Annotated in this window: 15 protein-coding genes and 1 pseudogene; 9 read left to right on the top strand and 7 right to left on the bottom strand. The window is 62.4% G+C overall.

Features of this window, described 5'->3' with window-relative positions:
- Positions 1-52 precede the first annotated feature (52 nt).
- Positions 53-1,375, top strand: a complete 1,323-nt coding sequence (locus tag C8C96_RS03720; RefSeq protein WP_121941467.1) for a serine hydrolase — start codon at positions 53-55, stop codon at positions 1,373-1,375.
- Positions 1,376-1,422: 47 nt separating this feature from the next.
- Entirely contained in the window at positions 1,423-3,063 is a 1,641-nt protein-coding gene (locus C8C96_RS03715) for an AMP-binding protein (RefSeq protein ID WP_121941466.1), read from the top strand.
- A gap of 78 nt (positions 3,064-3,141) precedes the next feature.
- Here the strand turns inward: C8C96_RS03715 and C8C96_RS03710 are convergent, their stop codons facing one another.
- Together C8C96_RS03710 and C8C96_RS03705 are read right to left on the bottom strand one after the other, a co-directional pair.
- Positions 3,142-3,555 (bottom strand): YkgJ family cysteine cluster protein, encoded by a 414-nt coding sequence (locus tag C8C96_RS03710; protein ID WP_121941465.1) that lies wholly within the window; start codon positions 3,553-3,555, stop codon positions 3,142-3,144.
- Positions 3,556-3,689: 134 nt separating this feature from the next.
- Entirely contained in the window at positions 3,690-3,899 is a 210-nt protein-coding gene (locus C8C96_RS03705; RefSeq protein WP_121941464.1) for a Wadjet anti-phage system protein JetD domain-containing protein, read from the bottom strand.
- 6 nt (positions 3,900-3,905) lie between these two features.
- Between C8C96_RS03705 and C8C96_RS25105 the strand changes: the two are divergent.
- Positions 3,906-4,088: pseudogene (locus C8C96_RS25105) on the top strand (hypothetical protein); the annotation flags it as partial.
- Between the two features lie 183 nt (positions 4,089-4,271).
- The gene (locus C8C96_RS03695; RefSeq protein WP_121941463.1) at positions 4,272-5,219 is read left to right on the top strand and encodes a helix-turn-helix transcriptional regulator; all 948 of its coding nucleotides are present in this window, start codon (positions 4,272-4,274) and stop codon (positions 5,217-5,219) included.
- 33 nt (positions 5,220-5,252) lie between these two features.
- On the opposite strand, the gene C8C96_RS03690 is transcribed toward C8C96_RS03695, so the two are convergent.
- From C8C96_RS03690 to dnaA, 5 genes are all read right to left on the bottom strand, one after another.
- Positions 5,253-6,125, bottom strand: a complete 873-nt coding sequence (locus tag C8C96_RS03690) for a nucleotidyl transferase AbiEii/AbiGii toxin family protein (RefSeq protein WP_121941462.1) — start codon at positions 6,123-6,125, stop codon at positions 5,253-5,255.
- Positions 6,106-7,125: a type IV toxin-antitoxin system AbiEi family antitoxin gene (locus C8C96_RS03685; RefSeq protein ID WP_121941461.1), complete on the bottom strand. Its 1,020-nt coding sequence runs from the start codon at positions 7,123-7,125 to the stop codon at positions 6,106-6,108. The genes C8C96_RS03690 and C8C96_RS03685 overlap by 20 nt, the downstream gene beginning before the upstream one ends.
- Positions 7,126-7,416: 291 nt before the next feature.
- Positions 7,417-10,035 (bottom strand): DNA topoisomerase (ATP-hydrolyzing) subunit B, encoded by a 2,619-nt coding sequence (gene gyrB / locus C8C96_RS03680; RefSeq protein ID WP_056056815.1) that lies wholly within the window; start codon positions 10,033-10,035, stop codon positions 7,417-7,419.
- Positions 10,036-10,190: 155 nt separating this feature from the next.
- Complete coding sequence (gene dnaN / locus C8C96_RS03675) at positions 10,191-11,309, bottom strand: DNA polymerase III subunit beta (RefSeq protein ID WP_056056813.1); 1,119 nt, start codon at positions 11,307-11,309, stop codon at positions 10,191-10,193.
- A 156-nt stretch (positions 11,310-11,465) separates the two neighbouring features.
- Complete coding sequence (dnaA, locus tag C8C96_RS03670) at positions 11,466-12,890, bottom strand: chromosomal replication initiator protein DnaA (protein WP_121941460.1); 1,425 nt, start codon at positions 12,888-12,890, stop codon at positions 11,466-11,468.
- A gap of 387 nt (positions 12,891-13,277) precedes the next feature.
- Here dnaA and rpmH point away from each other — a divergent pair, with 387 nt between their 5' ends.
- The 5 genes from rpmH to mnmE all read left to right on the top strand — a co-directional run bounded on the left by rpmH (position 13,278) and on the right by mnmE (position 17,484).
- On the top strand, positions 13,278-13,412 hold the full coding sequence (gene rpmH / locus C8C96_RS03665) for a 50S ribosomal protein L34 (RefSeq protein ID WP_005798102.1): 135 nt from the start codon (positions 13,278-13,280) through the stop codon (positions 13,410-13,412).
- Positions 13,413-13,485: 73 nt separating this feature from the next.
- Entirely contained in the window at positions 13,486-13,989 is a 504-nt protein-coding gene (locus C8C96_RS03660) for a ribonuclease P protein component (protein WP_121941459.1), read from the top strand.
- The gene (yidD, locus tag C8C96_RS03655) at positions 13,986-14,279 is read left to right on the top strand and encodes a membrane protein insertion efficiency factor YidD (protein WP_082522278.1); all 294 of its coding nucleotides are present in this window, start codon (positions 13,986-13,988) and stop codon (positions 14,277-14,279) included. The genes C8C96_RS03660 and yidD overlap by 4 nt, the downstream gene beginning before the upstream one ends.
- Positions 14,276-15,973, top strand: coding sequence for a membrane protein insertase YidC (gene yidC, locus C8C96_RS03650; protein ID WP_121941458.1), 1,698 nt, complete (start codon positions 14,276-14,278; stop codon positions 15,971-15,973). Before yidD ends, yidC begins: the two co-directional genes overlap by 4 nt.
- Before the next feature lie 89 nt (positions 15,974-16,062).
- Positions 16,063-17,484 (top strand): tRNA uridine-5-carboxymethylaminomethyl(34) synthesis GTPase MnmE, encoded by a 1,422-nt coding sequence (gene mnmE, locus C8C96_RS03645; protein ID WP_121941457.1) that lies wholly within the window; start codon positions 16,063-16,065, stop codon positions 17,482-17,484.
- Positions 17,485-17,544 lie beyond the last annotated feature (60 nt).

The following is a 17,544-nucleotide window of genomic DNA, read 5'->3' as shown; positions in this document are numbered from 1 at the left end:
GTCCTTTTTTGTTCTTCCCTATCCCACGTTTCTTGACCGAGGCCTTCTCACCATGCGCTCTTTTCATCGCCACCTCACCCCTTCCTTCACCGCCGTCGCCTTGGCCTGCACCCTGCTGGGGGCCGCGCCTGCCAGCCAGGCCCAGGCTCCGCAGCTGCCGCCGCCGGACGCCACCAACCCTGTGACCCTGCAGCTGATGCAGGGCTTCCCCCCGGCGCCCGACAAGGTCGTGCGCCTGGCCAACATCCTCAAGTACCCCAACGTGCGCTGGGCCGCGCAGCACCTGCGCGAACTGGGGCCCACGGCCACCATCTGGCGCGGTGCAGCAGCGCCCAGCGCACTGCCCGCAGCGCCGCGTGCCTTGCCCGACACGCTGGCGTTTGCCGACGACAAGGGCGCGCCCACCACGCTGGCCGACTGGCAGAAGGCCACCTACACCGACGCTCTGCTGGTGCTGCACCGGGGCCGGGTGGTGTATGAGCGTTATCACATCGGCATGCAGCCGCAGCAGCCACATGTGCTGTGGTCCATGAGCAAATCGCTGGTGGGGCTGCTGGTGACCGAACTCATCCAGGAAGGCGCCATCGACCCCAGTGCGCGCATCGTGCGTTACCTGCCCGAGCTGGCCAACAGCGCCTGGGCCGATGCCACCGTGCAGCAGACCCTGGACATGACCACCGGCGTCAAATACGCCGAAGACTTTGCGGACCCCACCTCCGGTGTCTTTCAGTACCTGGCCGCTGCGGGCCTGCAGCCTGCGCGCCCCGGCAGCAACAGTGCCAAGAGCATGGCCGAGCACCTGCCCACCGTGCAGAAGGACGGCGAGCACGGCACCGCGTTTGCCTACAAGTCGGTGGACACGGAAGTGCTGGGCTGGCTGCTGCAGCGCGTCACTGGCAAGAGCTACGCCACGCTGTTGTCCGAGCGCATCTGGTCCAAGCTGGGCACGCAGGAGGACGCGTATGTGTTTGCCGATGCCAGCGGCGGCCAGGCCACCAGCGTGGGCGTGAACGCCACTTTGCGTGACCTGGGCCGTCTGGGCGAGATGCTGCGATCCAACGGCCGCTTCAACGGCCAGCAGATCGTCTCGCCCGCCACCATTGCCGAGCTGCGCAAAGGGGCCGACCCCGCCCAGTTCAGCAAGGCCCCGGGCACGGCCATGCGCGCGGGCTACTCGTACCACAACCAGTGGTGGATACCCCACGATGCCGATGGCACCTTTGAAGCCAAGGGCCTGATGGGCCAGCACATCCACATCAACCCGGCGGCCGAGCTGGTGGTGGTGAAGTTCTCCACGCACCCGGTGCCCAACACCGCCTTCACCCACGCGCTGGACCGGCAAGCCTTTGCGGCACTGGCCAAGGCCGTGCGCTGAGCCTGCCCGCACGCTGTTGCTCCACCCCCCACGAGGACCGATTCACCATGTCCCCCCAACCCTGGCTGGCCAGCTATGGCGCCATCCCTGCCCACATCGATCCCGACAGCCATCCCAGCATCGTGCACCTGCTGTGTGCCGCCATGCAGCGGTATGCGCACCGGCCCGCATTCACCTGCCTGGGCCAGACGCTGACCTATGCACATGTGGACCAGCAATCCCGCGCGTTTGCGGCCTACCTGCAGAACGTGCTGCGCGTGCGCAAGGGCGATCGCATCGCCGTGATGTGCCCGAACCTGATGGCGTTTCCCATCGCCATGCTCGGCATTGCGCGCGCGGGCTGTGTGCAGGTGAACGTGAATCCGCTTTACACCCCGCGGGAGCTGGAGCACCAGCTACAGGACGCAGGAGCGAGGGTGATGGTGATCTATGCAGGGTCTACCGCCACCCTGGCCGCCATCCAGGATCGTGTGGAACTGCACAGCATCATCACCGTGGCGCCCGGCGACGGCACCGCAGCCGACCTGCCCGGGCCGCCGCTGGATGCCCACCTGCACACCACCACCTCGTTTGCGCGCGCCCTGGCCGAAGGCGCCACCCTGCCCTTTGCGCCGCCCGTGCTGGAGGGGAGCGACCTGCTGTTCCTGCAGTACACCGGGGGCACCACAGGCCTGTCCAAGGGCGCCATGCTCACGCACCGCAACCTGGTGGCCAACGTGGAGCAGTTCAAGGCCTTCGTACCCGATGCCCTGCGCCCCGCGCAAGAAGTCATCGTCACCGCCATTCCGCTGTATCACATCTTCGCGCTGATGGTGAACCTGATCAGCTACTTTGCGGTGGGCGCACGCAACTGGCTGGTGCCCAACCCGCGTGACCTGGACGGGCTGATTGACGTGTTGAAGGTTGCGCGCCCCAGCGTGTTCATGGGCGTCAACACGCTGTACGCCGGGCTGGCGGTGCACCCCGGCACGCAGGGCGTGGACTTCTCCAACCTGCGGCTGGCGGGCGGTGGCGGCGCTGCCATCCTGCCCTCGGTCTCTGCCCGCTGGCAGGCCATCACCGGTCAGTTCATCCGCGAAGGCTACGGCCTGAGCGAGACCAGTCCCGTGGTGGCCTTCAACCCCGCATCGGTCACGGCTTTCAGCGGCAGCACCGGCCTGCCCCTGCCTTCCACCGACGTGCTGCTGCTGGACGACCAGGGCCACCCCGTGCCCCTGGGCCAGCCCGGCGAGGTCTGCGTGAAAGGCCCCCAGGTCATGGGCGGCTACTGGCAGCAGCCCGAGGCCAACGCCGCCGCCTTCACCCCCGACGGCTACTTCCGCACCGGCGACATCGGCCAGCTGGACGAGCGCGGCTTTCTCAAGATCGTGGACCGCAAGAAGGACATGGTCATCGTCTCGGGCTTCAACGTCTTTCCCAACGAAGTCGAAGCCGTGGCCACCGCCTGCCCCGGCGTGCTGGAATGCGCCTGCATCGGCGTGCCAGACGAGAAGACGGGCGAGGCGCTGCGACTGTATGTGGTGCGCGCGGCGGGTAACGCGCCACCGGTGGATGCAGACCACATCGCAGCCCACTGCCGCGCTGCGCTCACCCCCTACAAAGTGCCCCGGCAGATCGTGTTTGTGGAGGCCCTGCCCAAGTCCAGTGTTGGCAAGATCCTGCGCCGCGAGCTGCGCGACATGGCGTGACCATGGGGGTCGACGGTTTCAGAAGGCGGCGGGCTTGCGCAGATGAGAGATGCGAGACACCTCAGCGCTTGTATGTAGTCAACCCCGCCGCTGCAGATCCCGCGCCCCATAAGCGCAGTAACCCGGCTTGGGACTCTTCTTTTGCGGGTGCAGGCGGCAGGTCTCGGGCCGCTTGTCATACACCGTGCACAGCCGCGTCTTGGGGTCGAGAAAATTGCAGTCCCCACTGGCCCGCCGCGCCATCGTGAAGACCGCGTTCTTGTGGTTGAAGTGGTCGATCAGCCGCGCCTTTTGCAGCCGCTTGGCAATGTGGCGGATTTCTTCATGCTCGGCCTCGAACGGGTCCACCAGTTCAAGCCGCACCAGGTCCGAGAGCTGCACTTCCAGCGGCATGGTGCAGCAGTTGGCCGCGCAGGTGTCGCACAGGCCCGCGCGGTAGCGGGTCCAGGTGTCCAGGCAGTCTACGTCGACGATGGCGATGGGGGAACGCATGGGGTGGGATTGTGCCCGTGGATTGGCATGAAGCCACTGGGATCGTTCACGCTCAGCCTGTCGAAGCTCACTGCAGGGCGGCGATCAGCGCAGCCCACACGGATGCTTCCGGTTCATAGAGGCCTATTCACTATTCAACCCGCTTCCTCGGTCAAGGTGCGCTCAGCGCGGTGCACGGTGTCTGCGGACACAAACTCCTGCTCCAGCCGCCCCTTGGCTTGCGCACGCAGTTGCGCGTTCAACGCGGCCTCTTCGGGTGTCCATGTGTCTGCAATGGTCTCGGGGGCATGCACCGGATCAGCCACGGCCAGGTTGTGGTGGGCGGTAAAGGTGGCGCGGTCCATCAGCAGCGCGTGGTCGCGCAGTTTTGGCGGGTGGTATTGCGGCGGGGTTACGGCAACCACAGCACGTTGGCGAAAAAGTAGCAGGAAGCGCTGGTGCGCCAGGCGTTCACCTCATCCTTGCAGTACCAATACGTCGCGATAACAAACACGTCTGACCTTGCATTGGCGCTGGATGCGATGGAACCGATGCACACGGGACCACTGCGGTTTTCGCCGCTGTTCTGGGTTCACTTTGCTCCAAGCCGCCGTAGCGCTGGCAATGGATATGCGGACTGCTGGTCAGCGCATTCGCGGCGCACTTCTGTCATTTCGATTAGGAGAAAATTTACTTAATACGAATAGAATTAAGTAAATTATTACCAAGGAACCCGCATGAGCACAACGTCACTGATTACCCTGGCACTCGCCCATCAGGGCTGCAGCCAGAAGGAGTTGTCACTCCGCCTTGGTGTCTCGCCCGCACAGATCAGCAAGTGGAAAAACGGCGAGTACATCTCGATGGACATGAGCACAAAGCTGGTTGAGTTGGCCGGTATCGGAAGCAACGATCCCGACTTTGTGCTCTTGGCTGGGTCGGTGCGCGACGCAGAGAAATGGGCGTTGTTGCTGCGATATTTGGCCGATATGGCGGTCCAGCAGGCGGAAACGGGATATCACACCTATCGACTAGAAGAGGAGGAAGAAGCCGATCTTTTGAATTGGCACACCTTCCACGTTCTTCAGCAGATGGGCGTCGAGATTCCCAAGCCCTTCCCATCAGAGCTGGAGTTTGACTATCAGGACAGTGATGCGCTGGATGAGTGTCTGGACGACATATTTTCCCAGCCACATGTCGCGCTCATCATGGCGATCTATAAGTCATACACGGATGTCTATGGGTTCTACGCAGCCTACGTCGACCATCTCATTGAAGAACTAGAGCTTTACGACTCTCCCGCATGTGACATCGAGCCTTGTCTTATGGAACTTGCTGCGTCCAAAATCGAAGAGCCTCCTGCCCTCGCGACAAGGTTCAGTGAGTTTAAGTACGAAACAATCAAGTCCTATACGGAATGGCTGACTTTCGTGAAGGAGAAGGCGTTCCAAGCGGGGCTTCCCCTGCGGGCAGAACTGCTCGAACTTGTCTATGGAACGCATGGCAGCTTAGGGGCAGACGCAGAAGCTGAGAGCCTTGGGGTCCATGAATCGCGACTGCACCCGGACATCTACATGAACGAATTGCTCGTTGGCATGCGCGTCATTCACCAAGTTTTGCCAGCAATCATGGACAAATTGGGTATGGACAAATTCGAGCTTGACCCATCGAACCTGCGGCTTTGATGAAGCCTCACCAACCTGTAAAGAGCCTCCTCGTTACTGACCGGGCTCACGCAGTTGCTTGAGGAAGCCTGTGCTGAAACCTTTCAGGTACTGGGTATACCTCTGCTCATCTTCGCGACTGTGCGATGCAGCTTTCGCTCGGACGATCTGGTCAATCAGCTCCTGCTGCAGCATCTCGCTTTCAAGGATGGCTTTGGCGATAGCTGCTGTGTCGTTTCCAGACTGCAAAGCAGCATCCTTGCCAAGCAAGTAAGCGCCTGCTAATTCAGGGTTGTAGTCGGCGGCCTCCATCAGCTCCGGCTCCCTCTCGTAGAGCCGATCCATGTTGTTGGCGGCGGCGTAGTTCTGTGTGATCAGCAGCAGATCGGTGGCGTCCTTGTTGGAAAATTTCCGACGGTCCTGCCATGCGATCAATTTGAGCACTGCCAGGGACGGAAGGGCACATGTCCTGATGACTAGCCCTCCACCGAGATCTACCACCAGCGCACTTCGAAACGCGTCCTCAAACCCTGCAACGTTGAGCACTACGTCATTGCCTGGAGGCCACGCAATCTCGCCCGCAGGGTGCTCTATCCGGCCAAACGGGATCAGGTCTAGGGGGATACCTTTTGGAGACCCATAGTGCAGCCGATGGGGTTTGCCATCCGTAGCGTGGAACAAGCCCGTGCGCACCAGCGCATCCTTCAGGTGCTGGAAGCGGTCCCAGCCGTCAAGGTAGAGCCCGAGGTCCACGTCGCGTGTTGCGCGTTTCACCTCTTGCCCAAAAATGTGGGTCAAGATGATGTCCCTAGCCATGGCGCCGCCCACAAAGAACGGGATGTCCAGAGCGTCGGTGGCGCTGCGCGCCTGTTTCAGGATCGCTCGCAGTGCCGGGTCTATGTCGCGGTCAGGGAGTCGCTTCAGCATCGAAGATTTCCTTTCTCAGCATGCTTGCCACCTCTCGATTGCGGCCGTCCAGGCTGGTCATGAGATCTGCGTATATCAGCAGCAAAGGTGCGATGGGCTCAGCGCTAGAACTGGGAGGCACCCAGAAGGCGTCGAGGATTTCAACGCTGCCGTTGGGATCGGGCCGTAGGCGATGTTGCATCAACAGCTTTCCTCTGTCCTTCCAGCAATAGATGGTGATCTGCTCGGGCTGGAGATATGAGGTCTTGAGCGCGGCACCCACCTCGCCCCCCCAAGCCGCTTCTTCCGGCTGCAGCTTGGCATCCTTCCACCACTGCACATTCTGCGGTGCGTATCGCTGAGGTTGGAGCTTGTTGCGCAGTCCAATAGGGTAGTTGCGGGCCCACTCCGTCTTCAGGGCGTCAACGGCGAGAAGTCTGCGGCTTCTGGTATCACCGGGGCTCAAGTGGCCCAGGCGTCGAAGGCCCTCCATGGCCTTCGCTGCGGAGCCAAGTGATACCCCCGCCTTGGTGGCGATGTCGCGTATCGGGCTTTCCGGCATGTCGGGTGCTGTCAACAAAGTGAAGATGACCCGCAAGGCGCTTGCAGATCCCATGACCTCATGGCCAGATCCAACGGGCTCTTGCTCAGGCCTTTGCTTGCCAGTGATAAAGACATAGCAACCGGGAACGTCGATGAAGGCGTTCCCTGCAGTGTCTATGAAGTTCAAACCGGCCTCCTGGCAAAGGGCGGCATTGTTCTTCGACATGTAAGGAACAACAACAAGCCAACTCGGGTGACGAGAGTTGGTTGAACTACGGGCTATCTGTGCTCGCAGGGTTTCAATCCGCACAACGGTTTTTATTTCCACCGCGAACCGGTGAGCTGGGCCTTCTTTGAGGTGTAGTGCAAGGATGGCATCCGCATCGCTCGATGATGAAAGAGCTTCTTCAAGAACCTCCCAGCTCAAAGGAGGCCTTGTGGCCTCAATTGCCTTAGAGAGAATATCTCTATTGTTCATTTTTACGCTGTGTTCATTTTTAACGAACGTAAATGGTAAATGAACAAAGCCTCCACAGAAACTCACCCATAAAAGGTTTACAAAACCTTCCTGCCACCCATTCGTTCAAGCAATTTGGTGCGTCGCCTGTCTGAGATACACCAGCGGTAGATCTGTTCAGGTTCCCGAAGATACTCTGCCCATACATACTTTTCCAAGAAAAAGCGCTCAATTTGAGCGCTTTTTCTCTTCTCTAGCAGTGCTTTTGCACTAGTTCGGCTAAGTTTGTGCTTTTTCTGTCATTTGACAAGATCAGACGTCAATATTCCCCGCCCGCAGCGCATTCGTCTCAATGAAATCCCGACGCGGCTCGACCTCATCGCCCATCAGCATCGTGAACACGCGGTCCGCTTCGATCGCATCGTCGATCTGCACGCGAAGCAGGCGGCGCACATTGGGGTCCATCGTCGTTTCCCACAGCTGCTCGGGGTTCATTTCGCCCAGGCCCTTGTAGCGCTGGCGGCTGGTGGTGCGTTCGGCTTCGGCAATCAGCCACTTCATGGCCTGGCGGAAGTCGCTGACCTTTTCTTCCTTCTGCTTGTCGCCTTCGCCGCGCATCGCCTTGGCGCCTTCGGCCAGCAGGCCGCGGAAGGTTTCGGCAGCTTCGGCCAGGGCGGCGTAGTCGGCGCCGTGCACAAAGTCTTGCGTGATGACGCTGCTCTTGATGTTGCCGTGGTGGCGGCGGCTGATGCGCAGCAGGGGCTTGTCGGTGCGGGCGTCGAATTCGCCGGCCACTTCGGCGGGGGCGCCGGTGGTGTTCAGCTCGCGCAACTTGGCTTGCAGGGCCACGGCGCTGGCTTCGGCATCGGCCACGGAGTCGAGCTTGAGGCTCACGCCATCGGCAATGGCGCGCAGGGCTTCGGCGTCCATGAAGTTGCCCAGGCGGGCGATGACGCTTTCAGCGATCTGGTGCTTGCGCGCCAGTTCAGCCAGGGTCTCGCCGGTCAGGGTTTGCGGGTTGGCGCCGCCGGTGGTCACGCTGGCGTGGTTCAGCGCAATGCGCAGCAGGAAGCCGTCGAGCGCGGGGGCGTCCTTGAGGTACAGCTCTTCCTTGCCGGCCTTGACCTTGTACAGCGGCGGCTGCGCGATGTAGATGTGGCCGCGCTCCACCAGTTCGGGCATCTGGCGGTAGAAGAAGGTGAGCAGCAGGGTGCGGATGTGGGCGCCGTCCACGTCGGCGTCGGTCATGATGATGATGCGGTGGTAGCGCAGCTTGGCTACGTCAAAGTCGTCGCCGCCGGTGGTGCCGCCCGCCTTGCCGATGCCGGTGCCCAGGGCCGTGATCAGCGTGAGGATTTCGTTGCTGGTCAGCAGCTTTTCGTAGCGGGCTTTTTCCACGTTCAGGATCTTGCCGCGCAGGGGCAGGATGGCCTGGAACTTGCGGTCGCGGCCCTGCTTGGCAGAGCCGCCGGCGGAGTCACCCTCCACGATGTAGATCTCGCACAGGGCGGGGTCTTTTTCTTGACAGTCGGCCAGCTTGCCGGGCAGGCCCATGCCGTCCAGCACGCCCTTGCGGCGGGTCATTTCGCGGGCCTTGCGGGCGGCTTCGCGGGCACGGGCGGCCTCCACGATCTTGCCGCAGATGATCTTGGCGTCGTTGGGCTTTTCTTGCAGGTAGTCGGTGAGCAGCTTGCCCACGATGTCTTCCACCGGCGCGCGCACTTCGCTCGACACCAGCTTGTCCTTGGTCTGGCTGCTGAACTTGGGCTCGGGCACCTTCACGCTGAGCACGCAGCACAGGCCTTCGCGCATGTCGTCGCCGGTGACTTCGACCTTGGCCTTCTTGGCCAGCTCGTTTTCTTCGATGTACTTGTTGATGACGCGGGTCATCGCGGCGCGCAGGCCGGTCAGGTGGGTGCCGCCGTCACGCTGGGGGATGTTGTTGGTGAAGCACAGCACTTGCTCGGTGTACGCGCTGTTCCACTGCATGGCCACTTCCACGCCAATGTGCGTGCCGGGGATGCCGCCGTACGTCTCTGCCGGGCGCTCGCCTGCGGCGTAGAACGAGGTGGGGTGCAACACCGTCTTGCCCTTGTTGATGAACTCGACAAAGCCGCGCACGCCACCGGCGCCCGAGAAGTCGTCTTCCTTGCCGCTGCGTTCGTCCTTGAGGCGAATGCGCACGCCGTTGTTCAAAAACGAGAGTTCGCGCAGGCGCTTGGCCAGGATCTCGTAGTGAAAGTCGTTGTTCTCTTTGAAAATCTCGGTGTCGGGCAAGAAGTGCACTTCGGTGCCGCGCTTTTCGGTCTCGCCGGTCACCTTCATGGGGCTGACTTCAAAGCCGTCCACGGTGGACAGCAGGCGGTCTTGCACAAAGCCGCGTGCAAATTCGATCTGGTGCACCTTGCCTTCGCGGCGCACGGTCAGGCGCAGCCATTTGCTCAATGCGTTCACGCAGCTCACGCCCACGCCGTGCAGGCCGCCGGAGACCTTGTAGCTGTTCTGGTTGAACTTGCCGCCTGCGTGCAGTTCGGTCAGGGCGATTTCGGCAGCCGAGCGCTTGGGCTCGTGCTTGTCGTCCATCTTCACGCCGGTGGGAATGCCACGGCCGTTGTCGGTCACGCTGATGGAGTTGTCGGTGTGGATGGTGACGACGATGTCGTCGCAGTGGCCGGCCAGAGCCTCGTCGATGGAGTTGTCGACCACTTCGAACACCAGGTGGTGCAGGCCGGTGCCGTCACTGGTGTCGCCGATGTACATGCCGGGGCGCTTGCGCACGGCCTCGAGGCCTTCGAGGATGGTGATGGCGCCTTCGCCATAGCTTTCGCTGGCGCCGGCCTGGTTAGTGTCGATCTTGTTGACGGTGGGCTCCACATGGCCGGAGACGCCGGAGGATTCGGGCTCGGAGGGAATGTTGTTGTCAACGGTCATGGTGGGCCTTGGGATCCGTGGAAACCGGGGTTTCCAATATGTTCAATGGTCTAATTGGGTGCAAGCGCATATTGAATATGCGCTTGCAGCTATCAATAAAGTAGCGTTCGCGGTGTGGCGCTGCGACTGTGGTGCACGGCGGGTGTCACGCAGCCTCAGATGCGCATGGGCATCACGACGTACTTGAAGCTGTCGTTGTCGGGGATGGTCAGCAGCGCAGAGCTGTTGCCATCCGAAAGCTCCACCTTCACCATGTCCTGGCCCATGTTGGCCAGGGCGTCGATGAGGTAGGTCACGTTGAAGCCGATCTCGATGGTGTCGCCACCGTAGTCGATGTCGAGCTCGTCCACGGCCTCTTCCTGCTCGGCGTTGTTCGATGCTACGCGCAGGGTGCCGGGCTCCAGGTTCAGGCGCACGCCCTTGAACTTGTCGCTGGTCATGATGGCCGTGCGCTGCAGGCTGGCCAGCAGCGGGGCGCGACCCAGGGTGATGCTGTTCTTGTGGTTCTTGGGGATCACGCGGTTGTAGTCGGGGAACTTGCCCTCGACCAGCTTGGTCACGAACTCCATGCCGCCAAAGGTGAACTTGGCCTGGTTGTTGGCGAACTGCATCTCGATGTGCGGCTGGTTCTCGCCACCCGCATCAGACAACAGGCGCTGCAGCTCGATCACGGTCTTGCGCGGCAGGATGACTTCCTGCTTGGGCACTTCGACGTCCAGCGTGGCGCTGGCAAAGGCAAGGCGGTGGCCGTCGGTGGCGACCAGGCTCAGGGTCTTCCCCTCGGCCACGAACAGGATGCCGTTCAGGTAGTAGCGGATGTCCTGCACCGCCATTGCGAACGACACCTGGCCGAGCAGGTCCTTCAGCGTCTTTTGGGGCACGGCGAACACGGGGCCAAAGGCGGCGGATTCCTGCACCAGCGGGAAGTCTTCGGCCGGCAGGCTTTGCAGCGTGAAGCGGCTCTTGCCGCCCTTGAGGATGAGCTTGGACTGGGCCGATTCGAGGCTGACCGTCTGGTCACCGGGCATGGTGCGCAGGATGTCGATGAGCTTGCGCGCCCCCACGGTGGTGGTGAAGTCGCCAGTGTCGCCACCCAGTTCGGCCGTGGTGCGGATCTGGATTTCGAGGTCGCTGGTCGTCAGCTGCAGGGCATTGCCCGTCTTGCGGATCAGCACATTGGCCAGGATGGGCAGCGTGTGGCGGCGCTCCACGATGCCAGCCACGGACTGCAGAACCGCGAGAACCTTGTCTTGTGTTGCCTTCAGGACGATCATGTCATCAACCTCTTGTGGTTTTGGGACGGTGCGTGGACAGCGGCACAGGTCATGCCTCCCCCTGCTATCTATAACCCGCCATTTTGCCCCTTAACGGGGTCGCTTCTTCGTGGGGCTGCCCGACGGGCGTTTCCCGCTGGTTATCTACCCTTGGCGCTACCCTTTGAGCGTCTGCTCCAGCACGTGCAGCTGCTGGTTCAACTCGGTCAGCTGCTGGCGTTCGCCCGCAATCTTGCGCACAGCATGCAAAACCGTGGTGTGGTCGCGCCCGCCAAACAATTCTCCGATCTCGGGAAGGCTCTTTTGCGTCAGCTCCTTGGCCAGGTACATCGCAATCTGGCGCGGGCGAGCAATGCTGGCCGGGCGCTTCTTGCTGTACATGTCGGCGACCTTGATCTTGTAGTAGTCGGCCACCGTCTTCTGGATGTTTTCCACAGAAATCTGCCGGTTCTGGATGGACAGCAGATCACGCAGCGCCTCGCGGGCGAGCTGGATCGAAATCTCTTTCTGGTTGAAACGCGAGTACGCCAGGATCTTGCGCAGCGCGCCTTCGAGCTCGCGCACGTTGGAGCGCACGTTCTTGGCCACGAAGAAGGCGACTTCTTCCGGCATCTCGGTGCCTTCGACGCGCGCCTTGTTGATCAGGATGGCCACGCGCATTTCGAGTTCTGGCGGCTCGATGGCCACTGTGAGACCTGAGTCGAAGCGCGACACCAGCCGCTCGTGGATGTTGGCCAGGCCCTTGGGGTAGGTGTCCGACGTCATCACAATGTGCGACTTCTTGGCCAGCAGGGCCTCGAAGGCATTGAAGAATTCTTCCTGCGTGCGGTCCTTGTTGGCGAAGAACTGCACATCGTCGATCAGCAGCAGGTCGAGCGAGTGATAGCGCTCCTTGAACTCATCGAAGGTGCGGCGCTGGTAGGCCTTAACCACATCCGATACGAACTGCTCGGCATGGATGTAGAGAACTTTGGCGTCGGGCTTGTCCTGCAGCAGGCGGTTGCCCACAGCGTGCACCAGGTGGGTCTTGCCCAGGCCCACGCCGCCGTAGATGAACAGCGGGTTGTACAGATGCCCGGGCATGCCGGCCACGTGCATGGCCGCAGAGCGCGCCATGCGGTTGGCCGTGCCTTCCACCAGGGTCTCGAACGTGAGGGCGGCGTTGAGGCGGTTGCGGAACGCGCCCGCCGAGGCCTCATCGTTGCTACTGGCGGGGGTTTCGGCTGGCGCTGCGGGGCTGGAGGGCTCCTGCGATGTGGGCCGTACATAAGTCCTGGCAACGGATTCGCGCTGAGCGAGTGCTAACTCCAGTGTGACCGGTTGGCCATACAGGCCTTCGAGCAGCGCGGCAATGCGGCCGGCGTACTGGGCGCGGATCCAGTCGAGCTTGAAGCGGTTGCCCACGAGCAGCGTGACTTTGGAGAAGTCTTCGGCCACTTGGGCAATCAGGGGCTTGATCCAGGTGTTGAATTGTTGTTCTGGCAGGTCTTGTGCCAGTTGCTCAACGCAGGCTTGCCACAGGCCCTGACCGGCATCTGAGCCGGGCGAATTGATAGGGCTGCGGGTGGGTTCCTCGGTCATTTCTGGGGAATTCTTATTGTGGATAGGAGGAACGGGGTAAGGCGGTGGATTGTAGCTTGTCAAGGAGTTATCCACAATTTGAAGGCAGCTGTCATCCGGGGGAATCCGGGGTTGCCATGCGGGGAAGAAGTGGCCTGAAAGGGTCGGGCGCTGCAGCCTCTGCGACGCGCTGGTAAAGGCCTGCCCATCGAAAGGCATTGCCAGTCGGCCACAAGCCTGCGATAATTTTGGGTTTCCCTGAATGTGTTCAGGGTGATTTGACCCGGCGCGCCGTTATTTCTGCCCCGTGGGTCTGCCTCCAGGCGATGTTTCATACATAGTGTGGGTGTGCAGATTGCAGGGGGTTCAAGAGCAGCAGTCCGGAACTGAACCTCAAGGAATAGCACCATGAAACGTACTTACCAGCCCTCCAAGACGCGCCGCGCGCGCACCCACGGTTTCCTCGTCCGCATGAAGACCCGCGGCGGCCGTGCCGTTATCAACGCACGCCGCGCCAAGGGCCGCAAGCGCCTGGCCGTCTAAGGCCGATACGGTCTACGGCCTGCTCCCCGCCTGTTCCCGGTTTGTACCGCCAGGTTCCAAACGGGGCGCTTGCATGCACAGGCTAAAAACCCGGCCGCAGTTCCAGGCTGCGATGGCGGGGGGCACTGTCTCCCGCACGGCGCATTTTGCGTTGCACCGTTTGGCACTGGACGCCAACAGCACCGCAGTTGCCAGCCAAGCCGCCGCTGTTGCACCTACAGGGCCCGGCTCCTTGCCGCACACGCAAGGGCCGCAGGCCCTGTTTGTCGTTCAGGGCGTCTGGATGGGTGCCATGGTGCCCAAGCGCTGGGCGCGCCGCGCCGTGACGCGCAACACCATCAAACGGCAGATCTACACCGTGGGCGCCACGTTTGAGGCGCGTTTGCCGCAGGCCGCCCATGTGGTGCGCCTGCGCTCGGCGTTTGATCGCAAGCAGTTCCTGAGCGCCACGTCCGACCAGCTCAAGCAGGCGGTACGCGCGGAGCTGCTGCAGCTGTTTGGATATGCCACCCGGCATTCGGGCGCAGCGGTTGCTGCGCCTGTGCCGCCGGTGGCAGAGCCGGTGACTGCCCCATGATGCAGCGCCTGCTGATCGGCGTGGTCAAAGGCTATCGGTTGTTTCTCAGCCCCTGGCTGGGTTCGGCCTGCCGCTTTGAACCGACCTGCTCGGTCTATTCGCTGCAGGCGCTGGAGCAGCACGGCGCTGCGGCAGGCAGTTATCTGACGGTGCGCAGGCTGGTACGCTGCCACCCCTGGTGTGACGGGGGCCATGATCCGGTCCCGCAAGATCTGCCGCGCAGCCTGCGGCTTTTCTCCAGGCTCACCCCTTCCACCACTCCCCCATCCTCACCAAAGAAGTCTTCATGAACGACATTCGCCGCACCATCCTGTGGGTGATTTTTGGCTTTTCCATGGTTCTGCTGTGGGACAAGTGGCAGCTGCACAATGGCAACAAGGCCACTTTTTTCCCGACCACGCCCGCAGTGACAGCCCCTGCTGCTGCCGCAGGCGCGGCCTCCGGTGCGACCGGGGCTGCCAGCGTGCCCGCAGCCACAACGGCCGCGCAAGGCGCGGCAGCCGTGCCCGGGCAGCCTGCCGCAGCGGCTGCGCCTGCCAAGCGCGAACGCATTGAGGTCAAGACCGACCTGTATCGCCTGGTGTTCGACAGCGAAGGCGGCTCGCTCACGCAGGCCGAGCTGCTCAAGCACGCCGACATGACCGACAAGGCCCGCAACTTCCTGTTGCTGGATGAAAGCGCGCAGCGCGTCTACGTGGCGCAGACCGGCCTGGTGGGCGGCACTTTCCCCACGCACAAGACGGTGATGACGGCCGTTCCCGGCCCGCGCGAACTCAAGGACGGTGAAGACTCCATGAGCATCCGCTTCGAGTCGCCCGACCAGGGCGGCGTGAAGCTGGTCAAGACCTGGACCATCAAACGCGGCGCTTATGACATCGCCGTCAAGCACGACATCGTCAACACCGGCAGCGCCGCTGTATCGCCCCAGCTGTATCTGCAACTGGTGCGTGACGGCAACAAGCCGCCAGGCGAGTCGTCGTTCTACTCCACCTTCACCGGCCCGGCGGTTTTCACCGAAGCCAAGAAGTACCAGAAGATCGAGTTCAAGGACATCGAAAGCGGCAAGGTCGACATTCCCAAGGACTCGGCCAATGGCTATGTCGCCATGGTGCAGCACTATTTCGCCACCGCATGGCTGCTGGCCGACGGCGTGCAGCGCGAGCCCTTCACCCGCAAGGTGGACACCAACTTGTACTCCGTGGGCATGCTGACCTCCCTCGGCACCATCGAGCCGGGCGCCACCAAGACCATCGACGCGCGCCTGTTCGCCGGCCCGCAGGTCGAGACTATGATGGAAAAGCTGTACCCCGGCCTGGAACTGGTCAAGGACTACGGCTGGCTGACCATCCTGTCCAAGCCGCTGTACTGGCTGCTCGACAACCTGCACAAGCTCCTGAACAACTGGGGCTGGTCCATCGTCGCGCTGGTGCTGCTGCTCAAGATCGCGTTCTACTGGCTCAATGCCAAGGCCTACGCCAGCATGGCCAAGATGAAGGCCATCAATCCCAAGATCATGGAGATGCGCGAGCGCCTGAAGGACAAGCCGCAGCAGATGCAGCAGGAGATGATGCGCATCTACCGCGAGGAAAAGGTCAACCCGATGGGCGGCTGCTTCCCTATCATGATCCAGATCCCGGTGTTCATTGCGCTGTACTGGGTGCTGCTGTCCAGCGTCGAGATGCGCAATGCGCCCTGGATCGGCTGGATCCACGACCTCTCCGCGCCTGACCCATTCTTCATCCTGCCCTTGCTGATGACGGCCAGCTCGCTGCTGCAGACCGCCCTGAACCCCGCGCCACCAGACCCGATGCAGGCCAAGATGATGTGGTTCATGCCGCTGATCTTCAGCGTGATGTTCTTCTTCTTCCCAGCCGGCCTGGTGCTGTACTGGCTGACGAACAACATCCTGTCGATTGCGCAGCAGTGGATCATCAACACCCGCATGGGCGTGCCACCGCAGTTCAATCTGCCCAAGTTCAAGTGATGTGGCAGCGGCAACGCTGACATCCACGAACTGACCCCCAAAGGCCGCGCAAGCGGCCTTTTTTCTGTCACCTTGTAAAGTCCCTGCCCATGCTTGCCCGCCACCACGACCCCATCGTTGCCATCGCCACTGCCCCCGGGCGCGGGGCCGTCGGCATCGTGCGGGTGTCGGGCAAAGGGCTGGAGGGTCTGGTGCAGGCGCTGTGCGGCCGCACCCTCAAGGCCCGCGAGGCGACGTACCTGCCCTTTCGGGATGCACAGGGCCAGGCCATCGACCAGGGGCTCGCGCTGTACTTCCCCGGCCCGCACAGCTACACCGGCGAAGACGTGCTGGAGCTGCAGGCGCATGGGGGCCCGGTGGTGCTGCAGCTGCTGCTGGCGCGCTGCCTGGAGGCGGGGGCTGCCACCCAACCGGCCACCGGCCAGCCCTGTCTGCCGGGCCTGCGCGTGGCCCAACCCGGGGAGTTCACCGAACGGGCTTTTCTGAACGACAAGATCGACCTGGCCCAGGCCGAGGCGATTGCCGACCTGATCGACGCCAGCACGGAAGCCGCAGCCCGCAGCGCCAGCCGCTCGCTGACCGGCGCGTTTTCTGCAGAAATCCACAGCCTGCGCGACGCGCTCATCCACCTGCGCATGCTGGTGGAGGCCACGCTCGACTTTCCTGAAGAAGAAATCGACTTCTTGCGCAAGGCAGATGCGCATGGCCAGCTATCGAACTTGCAGCAAAAGTTGGCCTCGGTGATGCAGCGCGCGCGCCAGGGCGCTTTGCTGCGCGAGGGCATCAAGGTGGTCATCGCCGGGCAGCCCAATGCTGGCAAAAGCTCGCTGCTCAATGCGCTGGCAGGGGCCGAGCTGGCCATCGTCACGCCCATTGCCGGCACCACGCGCGACAAGGTCCAGCAGACCATCCAGATCGAAGGGGTGCCGCTGCACATCATCGACACCGCCGGCCTGCGCGACAGCAGCGATGAGGTCGAGCGCATCGGCATCGCCCGCGCCTGGGACGAGATTGCCGGGGCAGACGCCGTGCTGTTCCTGCACGACCTGTCGCGGCAAAGTGCTCCTGAATATGTAGCTGCCGACGCAGATATCGAAAGCGCCTTGGGGCATAAATTGCCAAAAAACATCCCCGTGATCGATGTCTGGAACAAGCTGGACTGCGCGGCCGGTGTTGCCCCTACGGCCAACCCCGGGCGCCCTGCGGTGCATCTGTCGGCCCGCACCGGTCAGGGGCTGGACGGCTTGCGACGGCTGCTGCTGGACGTGGCGGGCTGGCAGTCGGCACCCGAGGGCATCTACATTGCCCGGGCGCGGCATGTGCAGGCGCTGCAGGCCGTGTCGTTGCACTTGCAGGAAGCTGCTGACCAACTGCAGGCCCAGGGCCCGGCGCTGGACCTGCTGGCCGAGGAGCTGCGGCTGGCCCAGAACGCCCTGAGCGCCATCACCGGCGAGTTCACCTCCGATGACCTGCTCGGCGTGATCTTCTCCAGCTTCTGCATCGGTAAATAGCGACCGTTGGTCGCCCTATCTTGTAAACGGACGTAAACAGCGCTTGTGTCCGATCTGTAA

Source organism: Acidovorax sp. 100 (assembly GCF_003688355.1).
Lineage (GTDB): Bacteria > Pseudomonadota > Gammaproteobacteria > Burkholderiales > Burkholderiaceae_C > Acidovorax > Acidovorax delafieldii.
The sequence above is the reverse complement of the archived record's forward strand: the minus strand, read 5'-3'. Positions and strand labels throughout refer to the sequence as shown.

What these genes read in the sequence shown, in the direction of transcription:
- C8C96_RS03720 (WP_121941467.1), top strand. Translation starts at nt 53, where the DNA reads ATGCGCTCTTTTCATCGCCACCTCACCCCTTCCTTCACCGCCGTCGCC.
- C8C96_RS03715 (WP_121941466.1), top strand. Translation starts at nt 1,423, where the DNA reads ATGTCCCCCCAACCCTGGCTGGCCAGCTATGGCGCCATCCCTGCCCAC.
- C8C96_RS03710 (WP_121941465.1), bottom strand. Translation starts at nt 3,555, where the DNA reads ATGCGTTCCCCCATCGCCATCGTCGACGTAGACTGCCTGGACACCTGG.
- C8C96_RS03705 (WP_121941464.1), bottom strand. Translation starts at nt 3,899, where the DNA reads ATGGACCGCGCCACCTTTACCGCCCACCACAACCTGGCCGTGGCTGAT.
- C8C96_RS03695 (WP_121941463.1), top strand. Translation starts at nt 4,272, where the DNA reads ATGAGCACAACGTCACTGATTACCCTGGCACTCGCCCATCAGGGCTGC.
- C8C96_RS03690 (WP_121941462.1), bottom strand. Translation starts at nt 6,125, where the DNA reads ATGCTGAAGCGACTCCCTGACCGCGACATAGACCCGGCACTGCGAGCG.
- C8C96_RS03685 (WP_121941461.1), bottom strand. Translation starts at nt 7,125, where the DNA reads ATGAACAATAGAGATATTCTCTCTAAGGCAATTGAGGCCACAAGGCCT.
- gyrB (WP_056056815.1), bottom strand. Translation starts at nt 10,035, where the DNA reads ATGACCGTTGACAACAACATTCCCTCCGAGCCCGAATCCTCCGGCGTC.
- dnaN (WP_056056813.1), bottom strand. Translation starts at nt 11,309, where the DNA reads ATGATCGTCCTGAAGGCAACACAAGACAAGGTTCTCGCGGTTCTGCAG.
- dnaA (WP_121941460.1), bottom strand. Translation starts at nt 12,890, where the DNA reads ATGACCGAGGAACCCACCCGCAGCCCTATCAATTCGCCCGGCTCAGAT.
- rpmH (WP_005798102.1), top strand. Translation starts at nt 13,278, where the DNA reads ATGAAACGTACTTACCAGCCCTCCAAGACGCGCCGCGCGCGCACCCAC.
- C8C96_RS03660 (WP_121941459.1), top strand. Translation starts at nt 13,486, where the DNA reads ATGCACAGGCTAAAAACCCGGCCGCAGTTCCAGGCTGCGATGGCGGGG.
- yidD (WP_082522278.1), top strand. Translation starts at nt 13,986, where the DNA reads ATGATGCAGCGCCTGCTGATCGGCGTGGTCAAAGGCTATCGGTTGTTT.
- yidC (WP_121941458.1), top strand. Translation starts at nt 14,276, where the DNA reads ATGAACGACATTCGCCGCACCATCCTGTGGGTGATTTTTGGCTTTTCC.
- mnmE (WP_121941457.1), top strand. Translation starts at nt 16,063, where the DNA reads ATGCTTGCCCGCCACCACGACCCCATCGTTGCCATCGCCACTGCCCCC.